The sequence below is a fragment of the Paenibacillus sp. 203 genome (genome assembly GCF_037027525.1).
GTDB classification, from domain to species: domain Bacteria; phylum Bacillota; class Bacilli; order Paenibacillales; family Paenibacillaceae; genus Paenibacillus; species Paenibacillus polymyxa_B.
In genome coordinates, this window is record NZ_JAXCHD010000018.1 from 55,625 (window position 1) to 73,980 (window position 18,356).

Annotated in this window: 17 protein-coding genes and 8 tRNA genes; all 25 read right to left on the reverse strand. The window is 48.5% G+C overall.

The window, feature by feature from the left end:
• Positions 1-3: 3 nt before the first annotated feature.
• Complete coding sequence (locus tag WA407_RS25110; RefSeq protein ID WP_336078650.1) at positions 4-1,773, reverse strand: tetratricopeptide repeat protein; 1,770 nt, start codon at positions 1,771-1,773, stop codon at positions 4-6.
• Between the two features lie 237 nt (positions 1,774-2,010).
• Complete coding sequence (hisJ, locus tag WA407_RS25115) at positions 2,011-2,841, reverse strand: histidinol-phosphatase HisJ (protein WP_336078651.1); 831 nt, start codon at positions 2,839-2,841, stop codon at positions 2,011-2,013.
• 47 nt (positions 2,842-2,888) lie between these two features.
• Positions 2,889-3,620 (reverse strand): bifunctional phosphoribosyl-AMP cyclohydrolase/phosphoribosyl-ATP diphosphatase HisIE, encoded by a 732-nt coding sequence (hisIE, locus tag WA407_RS25120; protein WP_235306902.1) that lies wholly within the window; start codon positions 3,618-3,620, stop codon positions 2,889-2,891.
• Positions 3,617-4,375: an imidazole glycerol phosphate synthase subunit HisF gene (gene hisF / locus WA407_RS25125; protein WP_013308248.1), complete on the reverse strand. Its 759-nt coding sequence runs from the start codon at positions 4,373-4,375 to the stop codon at positions 3,617-3,619. The genes hisIE and hisF overlap by 4 nt, the downstream gene beginning before the upstream one ends.
• Before the next feature lie 11 nt (positions 4,376-4,386).
• A complete protein-coding gene (gene hisA, locus WA407_RS25130) occupies positions 4,387-5,118 on the reverse strand; it encodes a 1-(5-phosphoribosyl)-5-[(5-phosphoribosylamino)methylideneamino]imidazole-4-carboxamide isomerase (protein WP_023986478.1) in 732 nt (243 codons plus the stop codon).
• 95 nt (positions 5,119-5,213) lie between these two features.
• Complete coding sequence (gene hisH / locus WA407_RS25135; protein WP_235306901.1) at positions 5,214-5,843, reverse strand: imidazole glycerol phosphate synthase subunit HisH; 630 nt, start codon at positions 5,841-5,843, stop codon at positions 5,214-5,216.
• A gap of 3 nt (positions 5,844-5,846) precedes the next feature.
• Positions 5,847-6,455 carry an imidazoleglycerol-phosphate dehydratase HisB gene (gene hisB, locus WA407_RS25140; RefSeq protein WP_061830248.1) on the reverse strand — a complete coding sequence of 203 codons (609 nt, stop codon included), beginning with the start codon at positions 6,453-6,455 and terminating at the stop codon, positions 5,847-5,849.
• The gene (gene hisD, locus WA407_RS25145) at positions 6,439-7,752 is read right to left on the reverse strand and encodes a histidinol dehydrogenase (protein WP_336078652.1); all 1,314 of its coding nucleotides are present in this window, start codon (positions 7,750-7,752) and stop codon (positions 6,439-6,441) included. The genes hisB and hisD overlap by 17 nt, the downstream gene beginning before the upstream one ends.
• Positions 7,753-7,821: 69 nt before the next feature.
• On the reverse strand, positions 7,822-8,466 hold the full coding sequence (hisG, locus tag WA407_RS25150) for an ATP phosphoribosyltransferase (protein ID WP_336078653.1): 645 nt from the start codon (positions 8,464-8,466) through the stop codon (positions 7,822-7,824).
• Positions 8,463-9,668: an ATP phosphoribosyltransferase regulatory subunit gene (locus WA407_RS25155; RefSeq protein ID WP_336078654.1), complete on the reverse strand. Its 1,206-nt coding sequence runs from the start codon at positions 9,666-9,668 to the stop codon at positions 8,463-8,465. Before WA407_RS25155 ends, hisG begins: the two co-directional genes overlap by 4 nt.
• Positions 9,669-10,010: 342 nt before the next feature.
• A complete protein-coding gene (locus WA407_RS25160) occupies positions 10,011-11,162 on the reverse strand; it encodes an acyltransferase (protein WP_336078655.1) in 1,152 nt (383 codons plus the stop codon).
• A 146-nt stretch (positions 11,163-11,308) separates the two neighbouring features.
• Positions 11,309-11,803 carry an acyltransferase gene (locus WA407_RS25165; protein WP_165179525.1) on the reverse strand — a complete coding sequence of 165 codons (495 nt, stop codon included), beginning with the start codon at positions 11,801-11,803 and terminating at the stop codon, positions 11,309-11,311.
• Complete coding sequence (gene ppaX / locus WA407_RS25170; RefSeq protein ID WP_254329982.1) at positions 11,800-12,453, reverse strand: pyrophosphatase PpaX; 654 nt, start codon at positions 12,451-12,453, stop codon at positions 11,800-11,802. Before ppaX ends, WA407_RS25165 begins: the two co-directional genes overlap by 4 nt.
• Positions 12,450-13,505 (reverse strand): prolipoprotein diacylglyceryl transferase, encoded by a 1,056-nt coding sequence (gene lgt / locus WA407_RS25175; RefSeq protein ID WP_254329988.1) that lies wholly within the window; start codon positions 13,503-13,505, stop codon positions 12,450-12,452. Before lgt ends, ppaX begins: the two co-directional genes overlap by 4 nt.
• 43 nt (positions 13,506-13,548) lie before the next feature.
• Positions 13,549-14,487: an HPr(Ser) kinase/phosphatase gene (hprK, locus tag WA407_RS25180; protein WP_013308232.1), complete on the reverse strand. Its 939-nt coding sequence runs from the start codon at positions 14,485-14,487 to the stop codon at positions 13,549-13,551.
• A gap of 344 nt (positions 14,488-14,831) precedes the next feature.
• Entirely contained in the window at positions 14,832-15,956 is a 1,125-nt protein-coding gene (locus WA407_RS25185) for an ABC transporter ATP-binding protein (protein ID WP_061830199.1), read from the reverse strand.
• Positions 15,957-16,059: 103 nt separating this feature from the next.
• Positions 16,060-17,202 (reverse strand): PucR family transcriptional regulator, encoded by a 1,143-nt coding sequence (locus WA407_RS25190; protein ID WP_336078656.1) that lies wholly within the window; start codon positions 17,200-17,202, stop codon positions 16,060-16,062.
• Positions 17,203-17,360: 158 nt separating this feature from the next.
• Positions 17,361-17,433, reverse strand: a tRNA-Lys gene (locus tag WA407_RS25195).
• A 7-nt stretch (positions 17,434-17,440) separates the two neighbouring features.
• Positions 17,441-17,526: transfer RNA gene (locus tag WA407_RS25200), tRNA-Tyr, on the reverse strand.
• Positions 17,527-17,535: 9 nt separating this feature from the next.
• Positions 17,536-17,608, reverse strand: a tRNA-Phe gene (locus WA407_RS25205).
• Between the two features lie 78 nt (positions 17,609-17,686).
• A tRNA-Asp gene (locus tag WA407_RS25210) sits at positions 17,687-17,763 on the reverse strand.
• 23 nt (positions 17,764-17,786) lie between these two features.
• Positions 17,787-17,862: transfer RNA gene (locus tag WA407_RS25215), tRNA-Thr, on the reverse strand.
• A 4-nt stretch (positions 17,863-17,866) separates the two neighbouring features.
• Positions 17,867-17,942: transfer RNA gene (locus WA407_RS25220), tRNA-Val, on the reverse strand.
• 10 nt (positions 17,943-17,952) lie between these two features.
• A tRNA-Met gene (locus tag WA407_RS25225) sits at positions 17,953-18,029 on the reverse strand.
• A gap of 31 nt (positions 18,030-18,060) precedes the next feature.
• A tRNA-Ser gene (locus WA407_RS25230) sits at positions 18,061-18,152 on the reverse strand.
• Between the last annotated feature and the right edge of the window lie 204 nt (positions 18,153-18,356).

Sequence of the window (18,356 nt, forward strand, 5' to 3'; positions counted from 1 at the left end):
GTCTCAGACCTGCTTTTTAAACGTGGAGAGCGGCTGCTTCAGCTTCTGTTTGATACCACACACGCTGTCAATCTGGCGTGCATAGCGGCTTACGGTCGATACGGAAATACCATAACGATCGGCTACTTCCTGATAGGTGACTGAATGATGATGCATTTTAGCTGTCAAATATTCCAGCGCCGCTGCCCATCCCTCAGTATGCTGAACCATCGGAACTTCCGGGGCAAGCCGATCCAAATACTCCAGCCAAAGCGATCTCAAATCGTGCTGCATGGCCGGATCTGATGGCCTGCTCATGACGGTCAGTACCTTATCCAGCACTGCCTGCCATTGTGGATCGACCGGGGAAGCAGATACACCACCTTCAATTGTATGCGGATCGTTCTCAACCTCCAACTGATCAGAATGTTCCGTTTCCGGGTACATTTTCTGCTCACCCTGCTCCGCCAGTTCTTGCAATACTTGCAAGGCACGGCGTTTCAGCTCATCCTCCTGGTCCGGGTCTTCTACGAAGGACTCCAGTGCCTGACGCACCTCATCATCACCGATCAAGCTTAACGCCTGAATGACCTGAAGCTGAGTCGCCCGATCCCCGTGGCGCAAGGCCCAGAAGAAGGATGACCGGATTAGCGGGTCCTTCTTCATACTGTCAGGCACCTGGTCAGCACCAAACTTCTCCCACATGCGGAATTGCTCCTCAAACGGGAGATGATAATGATAGCTGAGCACTTGCAGCGGTGTACCCTCCTGCTGGAGTTCCTCCAGTCGGGACAGGAAAAACCGCGGAACTTCCGAGGAAGCATCCTGTTTTTGCAAATGACTCCACAACCGCCGAGCTTCCGCATATCTTCCGGTATTGCTAGCAGCTACCGCCGTGTAATGGTACAAAGAAGCATCCGCATTGTTCTCTCCATCGCCATGAAGCAACCTGCGGAAATGTCTATAGGCCTCCTCATGGCGTCCGAGAATCCCCATAGTGGTCGCCAGCTTGAATACCTGCTCCTCCTGAAACGGTATAGTAACCGCCAAAGTCTGCACCAGACGATCCAATTCCGGGCCGCCGCCCTCGTGCTGATAAAAGATCGCCAAGTTGCACAATGCGTGTAAATTACCCGGCTCATCTTCCAGCACTTGAATAATGGTAGCCTTAGCATTTTGGAACAATCCCATGTAGTAATACGCCAGCGCCAGATTATTCCGCGCAGCGAACATATCCGGTTGTTCCTCTGAAATTTGCTTGAGCAACTGGGCTGCCTGAGCAAATTTCCCCTCCTCCAGCAGGACACGAGCCTGATCATGCTCTACTACTCCCTGCCGGGCCTTAATGCGGTTCAGCTTCGTTGGACGGTCCAGCTCATAATAGAGCAGCTCCATCATTTCCTCCGCTTCATCAAGAAACTGGCCTTCTTCGTCCTCCTCCAGGTACGTGACCAATGCTTTCTCCGCTTCTTCAAACTGCTCCATATTAGCGTAATTATTCGCCATATAGAAATAACACTCTGTCATCGACGAGTCTACGTCACTCAGAACAGAGGACAGGATCTCATTCGAACCTGCATAATCCCCCATCTCTGATAATATACCCGCCATATTGCAATGATTCACCGGATTATCCGGTTCATATTCAACGGCTTTGCGAAAATATTTCAATGCCTTGTCATAATGATTGCGATCAAGCGAGCGCACAGCTTTCTCAAAAAAGAAAGATGCGTCGAAACGCAAAGCAATAATTTTAGGGCTAGGTTCCGATACTCGCAGATGTTTCCCTTTCATAAATAACCAAGGCACCTCCTTTAAAAGTAACTGGCATGTTCATACCCTTCAGTATACCACAACTTCAAAACGACTTGACAGTCGATCCTGCCTCATTCCAAAAATCGGATACACTCTTGTATACCTATAGATATGTATATAAGAATACGCTAAATAGCCGAGCGCTTTTTCCCTGTAGAAATAGGGAGCGTTCGGCTAACCACTGGAAATGATACTTAGACCCAATAAACGTAATAATTAAAGCGTCAGCGTCAGCGGCACCAGCGAGCGCTCGCGATGCTGAAATACGGCAAGCTCGCGATAGCCGACTTCATATAGAAGCGCGCGTGCCTTCTCCAAGTGCTCGGACAGCTTCGCCGGATCATGAGCATCCGATCCGACGGTCAGCGGGATGCCTAGCGAAAAAGCTTCTTCCAGCATGCGGCGGCTCGGGAACATCTCGGCACAGGGCTTCGAAAGCCCTGATGCATTCAGTTCCATCGCCCGACCGCTACGGGCAACGGCTGAAATTGCGGCATGCTCCAGTTCACACAGCTCCTCCATTTCCTCCGGCCTCGGATGATAGCCGAAGCGCTTAATGACATCCAGATGACCCATGATGTCATACAAACCGGTAGCTGCCGCCTTGGAAACCGCATCATAATACGTGCGGTACACCTCAAGCACATTTTTGCCTTCCCAATGGTGTACCTGACGGAAGTCCGTGACATCCCATTCACCGAGAAAGTGGACGGAACCAATCACATAATCCCAGGGATACGCGGTGATGATGTCTTCGATTTCTCGTTCCCAGCCCTCGATGTAGTCGCCTTCCAAGCCAACACGAATATCAATTTGCCCTTTAAAACGTTCCTTCAGTTCCAAACATTCTTCCACGTATCGGGGCAGCTCCTCCATAGGCATTGCCATTTCCGGATAATAGTCAGCCGGTTTTACATGCAGTAGTGGCATGTGATCGGACAAGCCGAGCTGATCCAGCCCTAGCCGAATTCCCTGCTGTACATACTCTTCCAGACTCCCTATGGCATGCCCGCAGCGGGCGTGATGCGTATGATAGTCAATTTTCATGCGGCTCCCCCCCTTTCAACACTACAACAGCACTACAACAAACCGTACTAATCACGACGAGGACGTTCATGGCGGCGATTCAACTCAGCCAGCACGTCATCGAGCGGTAGCTTGCGCTCCTGCAACAGCACCAGCAGGTGATAAATCAAATCGCTGACCTCCAGGCGCAGTTCGTCATTATCTTTATTTTTGGCGGCAATGATTGTCTCGGATGCTTCTTCGCCAACCTTTTTCAAGATTTTGTCTACACCTTTATCAAAAAGATAAGTCGTGTAGGCCCCTTCAGGACGTGTCTCTTCGCGCTCCTTAATAATCGCCTCCAACTGGGCAAGTACCTCAAAGCGGTCTGCTGAAGCACTGGAAACATCATTTACCAACGTGTGGTCTCCTGCTTTTCCTGCAACAGGTGCTACAGCGGTTCCTGGCGCGGAAATATTACGAAAAAAACAGCTCGTTGCTCCTGTATGACAGGCAGGACCGCTCGGAATGACACGTACCAACAGGGCATCACCGTCACAATCCAGCTGGATGGAGGTGATTTTTTGCGTATTCCCCGAAGTAGCCCCCTTGTGCCACAACTCCTGTCTGGAACGTGACCAGAACCAGGTCTCTCCCGACTCCAAAGATAGTTTCAGCGACTCGCGGTTCATGTAGGCCAGCGTAAGCACCTGAAGCGTAGCATCATCCTGCACAATCGCCGAGACAAGTCCTGCCTCATTCCAGCGTACATTATCCAGTATCTGCTCCAGAGATAGCTGTTGGTTCAATTCGTTGCTCATCGTATCTCCACTCCTCTGCGCTTCAAATCCCGTTTTAGCTCAGGGATTCCTATTTCTTTATAATGAAAAATCGTTGCTGCTAATCCAGCATCCGCTTTACCCGCCGTAAACACGTCATAGAAATGCTCCTGTTTTCCTGCTCCGCCAGAAGCGATAACTGGAATCCCGACGGTATCCGATACCGCGGAAGTCAGTGGCAGGTCAAAGCCGTCCTTGGTTCCGTCCGCATTCATGCTGGTCAGTAGAATCTCACCGGCTCCCAACTGTTCAGCTTCCTTGGCCCAGGCCAAGGCTCGGATACCAGATGGCGTGCGGCCTCCGTGCGTATACACTTCCCACTCGCCCCACGCCTCGTTGTACTTGGCATCAATGGCAACAACGATACATTGTGAGCCAAAGCTGCGCGCACCCTCCGCAATCAGCTGAGGGTTACGGACAGCTGCCGTATTTACGCCGATTTTATCAGCTCCGGCACGCAAAATGCGTTTCATATCATCGACATGAGATATCCCGCCACCTACGGTGAAAGGAATGGCAATTTCCCCGGCTGTCTGACGAACTACTTCTTCCATGGTGGCACGCCCTTCAACTGAAGCAGAAATATCCAGAAATACGATTTCGTCCGCCCCTTCTCGATCATAAAGTGCCGCCAATTCCACCGGATCGCCTGCATCGCGTAAGTTCACAAAATTAACGCCCTTAACCACCCTGCCATCCTTTACATCCAAGCAGGGAATAATACGTTTAGCCAGCATGCCTACTCCCCCTATGCCTTTGCTACAGCTTGTACGGCGACCTGTAAATCAATGCTGCCCGTATACAATGCCTTACCCACAATAGCACCGCCTACACCCTCTTTCGCATAGGTGCTCAGCGTGATTAGATCGTCCATCTTGCTGACACCGCCGGAAGCGATCACGGTTCGTCCACTGCTTTTCGCAAGCGCTACGATCGCCTCCACATTCGGGCCTTGCATCATTCCGTCGCGGGAAATGTCTGTAAAAATGAACGTTTCCGCTCCCTTGGAGGCCAACTCAGCAGCCAATTCGTCCGCTCGAACCTCCGAGGTTTCAAGCCAGCCGCGCGTGGCCACATAGCCATTCCGTGCATCCAGACCAATGGCGATCCGATCACCGTAGGTACCCAATACTGCTTCCGTAAAAGCACGGTCCTCAATCGCTGCCGTACCCAAGATCACACGGCTCACGCCCAGCGACAACAGTCGCTCTACATGTTCACGTGTACGCAAGCCGCCACCCACTTGTACAGGCACTTGCACCGCAGAAGCGATGCGCCCAATGAGCTCATCGTTCACCGGTTGACCTGCTTTAGCACCGTCCAAATCAACCAAATGAATGTAGGAGCCGCCCAAACGCTCCCATTCTTGGGCAACCTCTACAGGGTTTTCGTTGTATATCGTCTCCTGGTTATAATCTCCTTGTACCAGTCGTACACATTTGCCATCGCGAATATCAATCGCCGGGTATATCGTGAACAAAGTATGACCCCCTTGTGAGCTATTCAACATCTATATGCCATTACATCAATCAGCGAGCAAAGTTGGCGTACCACCAATTGCAGACCCATGAATCGTTACGCTCGCTTTTCCGCTTCCGCTAGTTCCAAAAACTGACGAAGCAGTCGCATCCCCATTTCCCCGCTTTTCTCTGGGTGGAACTGCATGCCATATACATGGCCTCTGCCTACGATAGCTGTTACGGGCCCACCATAATCGGTCACCGCTAGCAGGTCACTTTCGACCTCCGGCTTCGCATGATAGGAATGTACAAAATACACATGTCCTTCCTCCAAGCCCTGTAACAACGGGTGATCCGGCTGAGTCATACACAGACGATTCCAACCCATATGCGGCACTTTAACCCCCAGATCAGGAGCAAATCGAACGACCTCGCCTGGTAAAATATTAAGCCCTTCGTGACTGCCGTATTCTTCACCACGAGTGAACAACAGTTGCATTCCTAGACAAACACCGAGCAGTGGTTGTCCAGCACTGGCAACCTCCTGAATTACCCGATCCAATCCGCTGGAACGCAAATGCTCCATAGCATCCCCGAATGCCCCTACGCCTGGCAAAATCACACCGCTGGAGGAACGAATCACTTGGGCATCTCCCGTTACTACAGCCTCATAGCCAAGACGTTCAACCGCCTTGCTCACACTATGCAGATTGCCTCTGCCGTAATCCACAATAGCAATGGACATGGACTACAGCACTCCCTTCGTTGAAGGCACTCCCGTCACCCGCGGATCAATGGATGTCGCTTCATCCAGTGCACGTCCCAGCGCTTTGAACACCGCCTCAATCATATGGTGGGTATTTTGCCCGTAGTGAACGATGACGTGTAGCGTCATGCGAGCCTCCAACGCAAATTTCCACAAAAATTCATGCACCAGCTCCGTCGAAAAACTCCCTACCTGCTGTGACGGATACTCCGCACGATACTCAAAGTGAGGGCGGTTACTCAGATCAATGACAACCTGCGCGAGCGCCTCATCCATCGGTACAAAGACGCTGGCATAGCGCTTGATTCCTTTTTTATCACCCAACGCTTCCAGCAAGGTTTGCCCCAGACAAATACCAATATCCTCTACGGTATGATGATCGTCGATATCAACATCCCCTCTGGCCTGTACATTCAGGTCAAAGTGTCCGTGCTTGGTGAACAAATCCAGCATGTGATTCAGAAACGGAACATCCGTTTCAATCTCAGCCTGCCCTGTGCCGTCTACTGCAAAAGATAGCTGAATATCCGTTTCGTTCGTCTTTCGGCTGACGCTGCCTGTACGTTCTGTTACGTTATTTTCGTTCCCCATCGCCATCCACCGCCTTCTTTTCATTGTCCAATCGAACTTGTATCGCCCGTGCGTGTCCTTCCAGTCCTTCATGGCGGGCAAGCTGCATAATCGTCTCTCCATTGCGCAGCAGTGCTTCCTTGCTGTAATAGATCATACTCGACTTCTTGATAAAATCATCAATATCCACTGGCGAAGAAAACCGCGCCGTTCCATTCGTCGGGATAATGTGGTTAGGTCCGGCAAAATAATCGCCTACTGGCTCCGAGCTGTATGCTCCTAGGAAAATAGCTCCCGCGTTTTCAATCAGACCCACATGCTCCATCGGCTGCTCTGTCATAATTTCCAAATGTTCCGGCGCCAGTCGGTTTACAATATGGATGCCCTCTTCCAAAGTGTCGACGACAATGATAGCCCCATATGCCTCCACCGATGCAGCAGCAATATCTCTGCGCGGCAGCTCCGCCAATTGGCGCTGTACTTCACCTGATACTTCTTCGGCCAAGCGTTGCGAAGGCGTAACCAGTATGGCTGAGGCCATTTCGTCATGTTCTGCTTGTGAAAGCAGGTCAGCTGCTACATAAGAGGCATTTGCTGTATCGTCAGCCAACACAACAATTTCACTTGGTCCCGCTATACTGTCGATATCCACCGCGCCATACACCTCGCGCTTCGCCAACGCTACATAAATATTGCCGGGACCGCAAATTTTATCGACTGGCTCAATGCTATGTGTTCCGTAAGCGAGAGAGGCGATCGCCTGCGCTCCGCCAACCCTATATATTTCCGTTACACCAGCCTCTGCCGCAGCCACCAGTGTATATGGATCTATCCCTGCCTTGCCGCCCGTCGCCGGGGGTGTCACCATGACAATCTCCGGTACACCAGCCACCTGAGCGGGGATGACATTCATCAGCACTGAGGATGGATAGGCTGCTTTACCGCCCGGAACATACACGCCTACACGTTTCAACGGTCGGATAATTTGACCGAGCAAGCTACCATCTGGCTGTAAGTCCATCCACGAATTACGTTTTTGCTTCACGTGAAAAGCACGGATATTATCCGCCGCCTCTCGAATCGCCTGTAAAAAAGAAGGCTCTACCTTATCATATGCCGCCTTCAATTCTTCCTCCGTCACACGAAGTTGCTCTGCTGTCAGCGATACACCATCAAACGATCGCGTATACCGCAGGACAGCCTCATCCCCCTCTTGGCGTACCGACTGAATAATGGTACGCACAGCCTCATTTTGATCAGGTGTGCCGTAATCCACCTCCCGTTGGAGACTGAAATCACGGGCTGATACGATCTTCATTTGTCCATTCCCCCTTACTTGCAGCTTGCAGAATGCCCCTTTAACCCTTGGCTTATTCCCTTAGTCCATTTACTCCCGGGGTGCCACCGCATTTGGAATCACCTGATGCAATCGATCACACAATGCCTGAATCGAGCTGTTTTTCATCCGGTAGCTGACCCGATTGGCAATCAGACGACTGGTAATATCCAGTATGCTGATTTGCTCGACCAATCCATTCTCCCGCAAGGTCTGCCCCGTTTCTACCATATCAACAATGCGGTCTGCCAGACCAATTAACGGCGCCAGCTCAATGGAGCCATTCAGCTTAATAACCTCCACCTGCTGGCCTTGCTCCCGAAAATACTGGGAAGCCACATTCGGATATTTTGTAGCGACCCGCTGACGAATACCTGGCTGCCAATCTGGTAAAGCAATCACCGACATCCGACAACGGGCAATCCCGAGATCCAGCAGTTCATACACATCCTTGTTTTCTTCCAGCAAAACATCCTTGCCCACAATGCCAATGTCCGCCGCCCCGTACTCCACATACGTAGGAACATCAACGGGCTTCGCCATAATAAATTCCATGCCCAGCTCGGGCAGTGGGATGACCAGCTTGCGCGTCTCGTCCACATCCAGCGGAATGGAAACCCCTGCTCGGCGAAACAGCTCAGAAGCCTGCTTATAAATCCGTCCCTTTGGCATGGCTACCTTCAATGTTTCCGTCATGGCAATTCCCTCCTTTGTACTGGCTGTCTTCCTTCAGCTGTATAGCTGTATACCTCTGCGTACAGGCCCTCCTGCTCACGGCGTCGGTCTTCCGGGCCACCCGTGAGCCCTGTCACCACAGTAAGACCTGTTGCGCGTAGCTCTGCCGCTACGGATAACGCCTCTTGGCGTCCCTGTTCGTCATAGCGGATAAGTACAGGAAGCTTCGTCTCCATTTGGATACCATCCACACCATCGACGATCCGGTTTGTCTTCAATGCAAATCCCGTTGCAGGTACGGATCGACCAAACTGCTGAAGCAGATTGTCATAGCGCCCCCCGTTGCATACCGGGAACCCAATCTCCGCCGCATAGCCCTCAAAAGTCATTCCTGTATAATATGAGAAATCCCCAATCATGGTAAGGTCGATTAACACATGCTCAGATACGCCGTAAGCCTCCAGCACTTCCCATACCTCACACAAATGTGCAATGGATTGAATCGTCTGCTGCTCCACACTAAGACGAGTAGCCTGTTCGCAAATTTCCTTTCCACCGCGCAGCCGCAGAATAGCCTCAAGTTTATCCCGATGTTCGGGAGCCAAGCCCAAAGCTTCAATCGCTGTTCGGTAGCCCACTACATCACGACTGAGCAACAGTTCCTTTAGCGCTTGTTGTTCAGCCTGGCGGCCTGGAATGATTTCCTCAAACAAACCGTTCAGGAATCCCACATGCCCCATCGCAATTTTAAAAGAGGTCACCCCTGCTGCCTGTAATGATGCAATTGCCAATGCTACAACTTCTGCATCAGCCTCAGGCGAATCATCACCCACCAGCTCCACACCCGTCTGAAAAAACTCCGCTTCTCTTCCTGCCTCTTCCTCAATCGCCCGAAATACATTTGCGTGATAGGAAAGTCGGAGTGGTACTTCCTCTTCCTTTAGCAACGAAGATACCACCCGTGCAATTGGAGCTGTCATATCCGATCGCAGCACCAACGTGGTCCCCCGGTTATTGAGTAATTTAAACAGCTTCCGATCGGAAGTAGAACTAGCCACTCCCACCGTATCGTAGTATTCCATCGTAGGCGTCATAATCTGGCGGTAGCCCCAACGCTCCATGCATTCGAGTACATTCAGTTCAATGGCCCGCAGCTTCGACACTGCACGCGGAAGATAATCTCGAACCCCTACAGGGATCTCGAATCCTTTTGGCTTAGACATCTCTATCACCTCATGATTTCACAATATCTTTATCATGGTAAAGTGCTAACAAACTAAAGTATATTCGATATATTATCATGCTCTACTTGTGAACGTCAACCGAACGGCGCAGCCCTTTTTTACAGATTAGCCAAGCTGCTGCCCCTCTCTATATTTTATCCAATGCAAAATACATGAATCCTATATGAAAAACATCTATCAACGTATTTTCACGGAGCAAGACCGCGCCTACGTTAATTTTTTTGTGCATATTGAGTTGTTCAGTTCTACTGAAAATTTATAAATTCTATACTCTAAAAAAAAAGACTGCCAGCTTTAAGCTAACAGTCCAAATCAAAATATTCAGCTATTCACCTGTTTATCTTTACGCCGGAAAGGAAACTTCGGAACCGTGCCCAAACCGATCCATGCAAATGGAACATATCGAAAACACAGCGTCACAATCAGCCATGAGCCAAACAGCGCCAACAACCATCCACCGGCAACGGAGAAGATATATTCTATCGGTGTTCCATGCAAATCTAACTTGCGATACACCCGCAGTAACGCCGGGTGAAGTAAATAAATACCGAAAGAACATGCCCCCAACCAACTGATTAACATTCGCAGCCTATCATTAGTATGACGATATAATAAAACCGAGCACTGAAACAACACTAATGCAGATACGAGGGCATGTGCATTACGGAGTAGTTCATAGATCAGTGAGTCTGCATAGATGCCTTTGCGATATGCTACAAACCATATTTGTACATAAGCTATACCCACGAGTAGCCAAGCCGCCCACAACCCCCACCAACTGATCAACTGACCACGTCTAATTACTGTACCTGACACTGGAAAAAGCCACTTTTTAAACCCTTCATATCCAATCGCTACAGCTGCGCCCAAGGCAAAATAACTGATATACGTAATCGCAAGGCTTCCTCTTTCCTCTTGCCAAACGTATTTGTTCAGCAATACAAACCCCCATTGAATGACTAACCCTACTGCCAAAATGATACAGGCTGCTCTCCGTGGACTCGATATCCAATGACATAAGCGCTGCACTCCCCACAACAACAGCGGGAAGGCCAAATAAAATTGGATGATGATAATGACATAATACAAATGTGTGTACGCCTTTCCCGTTAACAGCACGAGCGGAAGATCACTGAGCGGCATCAACCCGCGTGTTACCAAGGTCAAATAATACACAAGAGAAAACAAAACGTACGGTAACACAATAAACATCAGTCTTTTTCGGAAAAACACAAGCATATTCTTACCACGAAGCGGCCTATCGATATAATTGTAAAATAAAACAAACCCGCTCACAAAAATAAATACGGGCACTGCAAAGCTACTAAACACATTTAAAAATAAAAAAGGATAAAACAATAGAGAATGACGCGCATCAATTAAAGCCATTGAAGTCGCATGAATGGTAACAACGGCTGCAATTAATATTCCCCGGTAAATATCAAGCTCTGGTATACGTTCTTTTTTGACCAAATCAACACGCTCCCATATCGCCTTGCTAATATGTCTTTTAACAATTTTTAAACATAATTAACATGCATTACCCCACTTATTATACAGAAAAACAACACAAGAAAGACCCCTTAATACATAAGGGGCCTTCCTTATAGTGCTATTTACTACTCATCCATACCAGAACGTCTTAAATCACGCAACGGATTGCCACCCACAAATGCACCTGCGGGCACGTCTTTATGCACGACCGCTCCGGCCGCTACGATAGCTCCGTCACCAATGGTGACACCCGGCAGAATGGTTGTGTTGGCGCCGATCAGCACATGATCACCAATCACCACTTTACCGATACGATACTCCTCAATGAGATATTCGTGAGCCAGTATCGTCGTGTTATATCCAATGACCGAATTGTTCCCTATCGTAATATGCTCCGGAAAAAAAACATCCACCATCACCATCAGGCCGAAGGCCGCATGTTGCCCCACCTTCATCCCCAGCATTCTGCGGTAAATGACGTTTTTCAGAGAAAGCACAGGACAATACCGGGCAATCTGTATAAAAATAAAGTTCTTAATGCCTTTCCAGCGGCTCACCGTCCGATAAATCTGCCACAACGCATTGGGACCTTCTACAGGATAGCGGTTCACCTTTCTCACGATACATTGACACCTTGAAGCTCCAGCTTCAGCAAATCCCGCATATCATGCAACATATAGTCAGGCCCATATCCGCGCAGAGTTTCCTCGCCCTTTAGCGACCAAGCTACACCAGCGGATTTCACACCTGCTGCCTGAGCTGACAAAATATCAAAAGAACTGTCTCCGACCATCAATGTATGCTTTGCTTCAGCATTCAAGCCTTCTAAGGCCTTAAGGACTGGCTCAGCGTGTGGCTTAGGATGCTCTACATCGTCCACCGTCACAATATAATCCATAGAGGAAGTCAGATTGAACAGATTAAGTACACGTATCGTGGATGGTCGTATTTTGGTTGTCACAACCCCTAGCTTAATTCCTCTCGCACGCAACTCCTGAATAACCTCAATGACATATGGAAATGGCTTCACCATTTGATCATGATGAATCTGATTATAAGCACGGTAGTCCTTAACTAGCCCAGATACATCCGTTAATCCCGAAAAAGTACGGAGTTGATCGTCCAGCGTTCCACCCATATGAGGAATAATATGCTCCCGCGTCAGCGGATCAGCATCCGGATGATTCAAAATGTGTAGAAATGTGCTGATAATCAACTCATTCGTATCCATGATGGTGCCGTCTAAATCAAACAAAATCGTATTTATCATAGATGCTCCTTCTTGTCCTCGTCCGTGTCTTCCTTAGGTAGCTTATCCGCCGTAGCTGTTGGAGGAACCGCATCTTGTCCTGGACGGGATACCTGTTCTGGCGTCACGTCAGGTACCTGATCAATCCCCGCTTTACTGGAGATAATCGGATCGCTATACCGAGCAACAGATGTGCCCTTCCGGCGACGAACCAAAATGAAAATCACGGCAGCCACCACAATGAAAATAGGCAGCAATTGTGATATCCGTACGTTACCGTAACTTGGGTCCAGATGCCCTGGTTCAAACCCTAACCATACCATAGGAGACCACAGGGCATTTACAAAGGAAGCGAGCCAATCCGGTCCCTGAAAAGCCAAACTGTCCGTCCGTACACGCTCGATGAAAAAACGACCAATCGAGTACCAAATGAAGTAAAACGCAAACATTTCGCCTGCACGTACAAATTTCATACGACGAATGACGAGCAGCAAAATCACACCTACAATACTCCACAGTGATTCATATAAAAATGTAGGGTGATGAAACACCCCGTTAACGTTCATCTGATTCACAATGAAATCCGGCAGATGCAGTTGATTTCGCAAAAAAGTCTCTTCCGTCGGTCCACCGTAGGCTTCCTGATTGACAAAATTACCCCAGCGTCCAATCGCTTGACCGATCAGTAGGCCTGGTGCACAAATATCAGCGATACGCCAGAAGTTATACCCTTTATACCGGAAATAAATGACCGCACATATAATGGCCCCGATCAAGGCACCGTATATCGCAATACCACCATTCCAAATTTTAAAAACATCCCATAGATTATCTCGGTAGTCTTCCCATTTGAAGGCTACATAATAAATACGCGCTCCAATAATTGCTGATGGAACACCCAGAAGCAGCATATCCATAAAAAAGTCCTGCGGAATACCGAATCTTTTTCCTTCACGGATGGCGAGATATAAACCCACAAGCGCCGCCAGCCCCAAAATAAGCCCATACCAATGGACCTTGATTGCCCCGATTGAAAAAGCGATCGGATTCAGCAGTAATGTTGCCGTTAACATATATTTCTCTCACTCCTCGTTCTTCCTTGCAAACGAACAAACCTTAATCCATCTCTTCCATATCTTCAGAAATCGTAGCAGTCAGCTTGTTTGTAAATTGCAGGGCTGCATTAACGCCCATTTGTTTCAAACGATAGTTCATCGCCGCAACCTCGATAATAACAGCCAAGTTTCGGCCTGGACGAACTGGGATTGTAACTAGTGGAACATCTGTATCAATAATGCGTGTCGTTTCTTCATCGAGACCAAGACGGTCATACTGCTTGTCCTGCTGCCATGCCTCCAGACGGACAACCAATGTAATCCGTTTGTTATTACGAACTGCACCGGCCCCAAACAGCGTCATTACATTAATAATGCCCACGCCGCGAATTTCCAACAGGTGACGGATCAGCTCAGGTGCTGTGCCATGCAGCTGAAAATCGGACGTTTGCCGAATTTCTACCGCATCATCTGCTACCAAGCGATGTCCACGTTTAACCAGTTCCAGTGCTGTTTCACTTTTACCAATTCCACTACTTCCTGTGATAAGCATTCCCACGCCATACACGTCACATAGTACACCATGGATAGTCGCCGTAGGAGCCAGCTTTCTTTCGAGAAAGCCTGTAATGCGGCTTGATAAAATCGTCGTCGCCATATTAGTACGCAGTACAGGAATATCTCGTTCTGCGCTCGCCTCCACTAACTCAGCCGGTACCTCCAGACCACGTGTGATGATAATACATGGAGTCAGCTCTGTACACAGACGCTCCATCCGATCCCGTCGCTCCTCAGGAGGAAGCATCCCCAGAAAAGCCAACTCAGACCTTCCCAGAAGCTGTACCCGCTCCTGTGTATGATATTCAAAATACCCGGCCATCTCCAGACCTGGGCGATTCAAATCATCCACTGTGATCAGTCTTCGCAGACCTTTTTCACCAGAAATAACTTCCATTTGAAACTGCTGTACAAGCTCGGATACCTTTACCTGTTTAGCCATTGTATTCTCCCCTTCATCTGCAACACCGGATTCTATACGTCATTTGATTTATGTAGCTTTACCCTATTAACCATACAGCCCAACGCCAGTCTATCCTGCGCCAATCCACACTCCACTTGATTTAACACTATGGTTCCAGGCTAACTCTATTCCGACAGCTGGGTTGATCCCATCTAGGACTCCTGCCAACAAACCTTGCCTGCATCTAGACCTGCACCATTGTACCCATCGTATCGGAATTTTCCAATGAATGCAATGCCGAAGCTAGTAGCCGTATGCGATATACAAAAAGAGTCGCAGTTCTCCGCTTGGGGAAAACTGCGACTCTCTTCCAGAGGCAAATTTTATTCGCCAACCAGAATACTCAATTCCGATTCCTTATCAAAAATATGAACCTTGTTCATATCAACAGCCAACTTCGCTTTAACACCATCACGAGTATTGGAACGCCCGTCTACACGGGCAATAATCGTATCATTTCCGGCACCGCTCAAATACAACAGCATTTCATGACCGAGATTTTCCGTTACATCCACAGTGGATGTAAAGATCGTATTCGGAGAAGCCTCCAAGAATACAGGCTCTTCATGAATGTCCTCAGGACGGATACCCAAGATCACTTCTTTGCCGATATAGCCCTTCGCTTTTAAAATCTGTCCTTTACCTTCTGGTACGAACAGATCCAGACCCGGCGCAGCAAAATGCAATGCACCTTCTTTTTCAACCAGCTTACCTGTGATAAAGTTCATCGTAGGGGAGCCGATAAAACCAGCTACGAACAGATTCACTGGACGGTTGTACAGTTCATCTGGGGATGCAGCTTGTTGGATAATACCATCCTTCATAACTACAATCCGGTCACCCATCGTCATGGCTTCGACCTGGTCATGGGTTACGTAGATAACAGTCGTTTCCAGACGCTTAGCCAGCTTCGTGATTTCCGCACGCATCTGACCACGCAACTTGGCATCCAAGTTGGACAGTGGCTCATCCATCAAGAACACTTGCGGGTCACGCACAATCGCACGTCCCAAGGCAACACGCTGGCGTTGACCACCTGATAACGCTTTCGGCTTACGATCCAGCAGATGTTCAATATCAAGGATTTTAGCCGCTTCACGTACACGTTTGTCAATTTCTTCTTTCTTCACCTTACGGAGCTTCAGACCAAAAGCCATGTTTTGGTATACATTCATATGCGGATACAAGGCATAGGATTGGAATACCATCGCGATATCGCGGTCCTTTGGAGCCACGTCGTTCACAACACGATCTCCAATGTACAATTTACCGTCTGAAATTTCCTCCAGACCAGCAATCATACGGAGCGTAGTAGATTTACCACAACCGGAAGGACCAACCAATACGAGAAACTCTTTATCTTGAATGTCCAAATTGACATCAACAACCGTAGCTTTATCTGCACCCGGATATTTCTTGAAAATATGCTCTAAACGTACACCAGCCATAGCTTTTGCCTCCCTAAGATCAAGTTATGAAATCGAATACATTTCTTACTTGTATCTTACCCTAGTCCCCGTAACGTGGCTATTCGCAAACTGCACAAAAATGCTATTTCCTTTTTGTCACTTTGTACAATAGCAGATATAGTTTGACCAAAACCGCATCATTAAACGTCCGCACGTCCAATCCGGTCTCCTGTTTGATCTTGTCCAAACGGTAAATCAATGTATTTCGATGCACATAGAGACGCTTAGCTGTCTCACTCACATTACAATCCAGTTGAAAAAAGATATCTAATGTAGCCATCGTTTCTGAGTCTTCCAGTATGACAGATGATTTCATTACCTGCTCTAAAAATAGTACGCGTTGTTCCTTGGGAATGCGGTTTAACAGCCTTTCTAAATGAAGCTCCCATGAAAAGTGGATGTGCTCTGTTACATGAAAAATCTTGCCCAGATGTATCGTCTCCCATAACAAATTCAGCTCTTGGGGAAGACTTTGCAAAGGGATCGAAGGCTTGGAAACCGCCAAATGGAACACACCCACCCATTCATTCGCAATAAGCTCATATAGACCCAAGCTAAAAGCCGTAAGAACCTCCTCCAACGATTCCGTAAAATCTGCATCCCTGGACTCAGTGTCTTTATCCCGTTCATCGTCGGCTCCTAATAAAAGCTCCTTTTTAGCCATAATCAGCCAAGACTGTTCGTCCAATGGAGTAAGCAGCACATCCCCTCCAAAATAGCTCGCGAACAATCGATGGAGCTGCGTATAAGTAATAGCCCCCTCCTGTGTTCCCTCGCCATTCAGTAAAATCGGGACCATGCACGCTGATAGCGAATCGCGAAGCTGCAATTCATCAGGAACCTCTTCTTCCCTGTTTAGATTGGCAGCCTGCTGTATGAGCCATTGTCCAAAACGATTCATCCGCTCTTCCTCGCTATAAACTGGGTTATCCGACAATTGTGGACCGTTCTGCCAGACCTGCTCCATGTTCCCCAATAGCGCTTCTACCAGTTTCCGTTCTCGATCCGTCAAATATCTGGCCTCTACCACAAAGGCAACCAGTTCACCTCCCGACGCACGAAACGGAAAATATAGCTTGTTGTCATGGACAAACGATCTATCCGGTATAACTGAATCGGCTGTCTCTCCCTCTGCCATCATTTCCGGGCACCAAGGCACTATGGTAAAAGGCGCTTGAATAATATTCTGAAGCTGTTGTTGAATCCATTCTGTATCCAGAGTCACGCGATCACCACTTCACTTTTTTAGAATATAGAATAAGCACTAAGCGAACATAATGAACTCATTATAACCTGTCGATACCGTAAAATAAAAAAGCTATATTAAAACATAGCTTAAAACAATACAAAAAAAGCCATCAACCTATAGTTGATGACTTCTGATGAGCCATGAAGGACTCGAACCTTCGACACCCTGATTAAAAGTCAGGTGCTCTACCAACTGAGCTAATGGCTCGCAAAACTGGTGGAGGATGATGGATTCGAACCACCGAACCCGTAAGGGAGCAGATTTACAGTCTGATGCGTTTGGCCACTTCGCTAATCCTCCATATAAAGGTGGCTCGGGACGGAATCGAACCGCCGACACGAGGATTTTCAGTCCTCTGCTCTACCGACTGAGCTACCGAGCCATATCCATTAACAAAAAAATAAAGTGCGGAGGGATACCCCTTCCCACTTTAGTACGATAAAACTATTGAATTGAAAAATGGCGGAACTGACGGGATTCGAACCCGCGATCTCCTGCGTGACAGGCAGGCATGTTAGGCCTCTACACCACAGTTCCCTATATTTTTCAAAATTCAAAAATGGTGCCGGCGAGAGGACTTGAACCCCCAACCTACTGATTACAAGTCAGTTGCTCTACCAGTTGAGCTACACCGGCACAATGGTGGAGGCTGAGGGGATCGAACCCCCGACCCTCTGCTTGTAAGGCAGATGCTCTCCCAGCTGAGCTAAGCCTCCTGGGTATGTATGGTAGCGGCGGAGGGGATCGAACCCCCGACCTCACGGGTATGAACCGTACGCTCTAGCCAGCTGAGCTACACCGCCATAACATAATATTTCGCTAGCTTGTCCTAAATGGCGGAGAGAGAGGGATTCGAACCCTCGCACCACTTTCGCAGTCTAACCCCTTAGCAGAGGGTCCCCTTATAGCCACTTGGGTATCTCTCCATATAAATGGACTCGCCTAGCAAAACTCCGCAAGTTATTCTTCAACTCACCAAAGTGATTTGGAATATCAAGCGCAATTTCAAGGTTACACCCTGAAAACTGGATCCGAAACTCATTGCGTTTTATTTTAGGATAAGCCCTCGACCGATTAGTATTGGTCAGCTCCATGCATTACTGCACTTCCACCCCCAACCTATCTACCTC

Excerpts from the sequence above, each read along its gene's own strand:
- WA407_RS25110 (WP_336078650.1), bottom strand. The coding sequence starts at position 1,773 with ATGAAAGGGAAACATCTGCGAGTATCGGAACCTAGCCCTAAAATTATT.
- hisJ (WP_336078651.1), bottom strand. The coding sequence starts at position 2,841 with ATGAAAATTGACTATCATACGCATCACGCCCGCTGCGGGCATGCCATA.
- hisIE (WP_235306902.1), bottom strand. The coding sequence starts at position 3,620 with ATGAGCAACGAATTGAACCAACAGCTATCTCTGGAGCAGATACTGGAT.
- hisF (WP_013308248.1), bottom strand. The coding sequence starts at position 4,375 with ATGCTGGCTAAACGTATTATTCCCTGCTTGGATGTAAAGGATGGCAGG.
- hisH (WP_235306901.1), bottom strand. The coding sequence starts at position 5,843 with ATGTCCATTGCTATTGTGGATTACGGCAGAGGCAATCTGCATAGTGTG.
- hisB (WP_061830248.1), bottom strand. The coding sequence starts at position 6,455 with ATGGGGAACGAAAATAACGTAACAGAACGTACAGGCAGCGTCAGCCGA.
- hisD (WP_336078652.1), bottom strand. The coding sequence starts at position 7,752 with ATGAAGATCGTATCAGCCCGTGATTTCAGTCTCCAACGGGAGGTGGAT.
- hisG (WP_336078653.1), bottom strand. The coding sequence starts at position 8,466 with ATGACGGAAACATTGAAGGTAGCCATGCCAAAGGGACGGATTTATAAG.
- WA407_RS25155 (WP_336078654.1), bottom strand. The coding sequence starts at position 9,668 with ATGTCTAAGCCAAAAGGATTCGAGATCCCTGTAGGGGTTCGAGATTAT.
- ppaX (WP_254329982.1), bottom strand. The coding sequence starts at position 12,453 with ATGATAAATACGATTTTGTTTGATTTAGACGGCACCATCATGGATACG.
- lgt (WP_254329988.1), bottom strand. The coding sequence starts at position 13,505 with ATGTTAACGGCAACATTACTGCTGAATCCGATCGCTTTTTCAATCGGG.
- hprK (WP_013308232.1), bottom strand. The coding sequence starts at position 14,487 with ATGGCTAAACAGGTAAAGGTATCCGAGCTTGTACAGCAGTTTCAAATG.
- WA407_RS25185 (WP_061830199.1), bottom strand. The coding sequence starts at position 15,956 with ATGGCTGGTGTACGTTTAGAGCATATTTTCAAGAAATATCCGGGTGCA.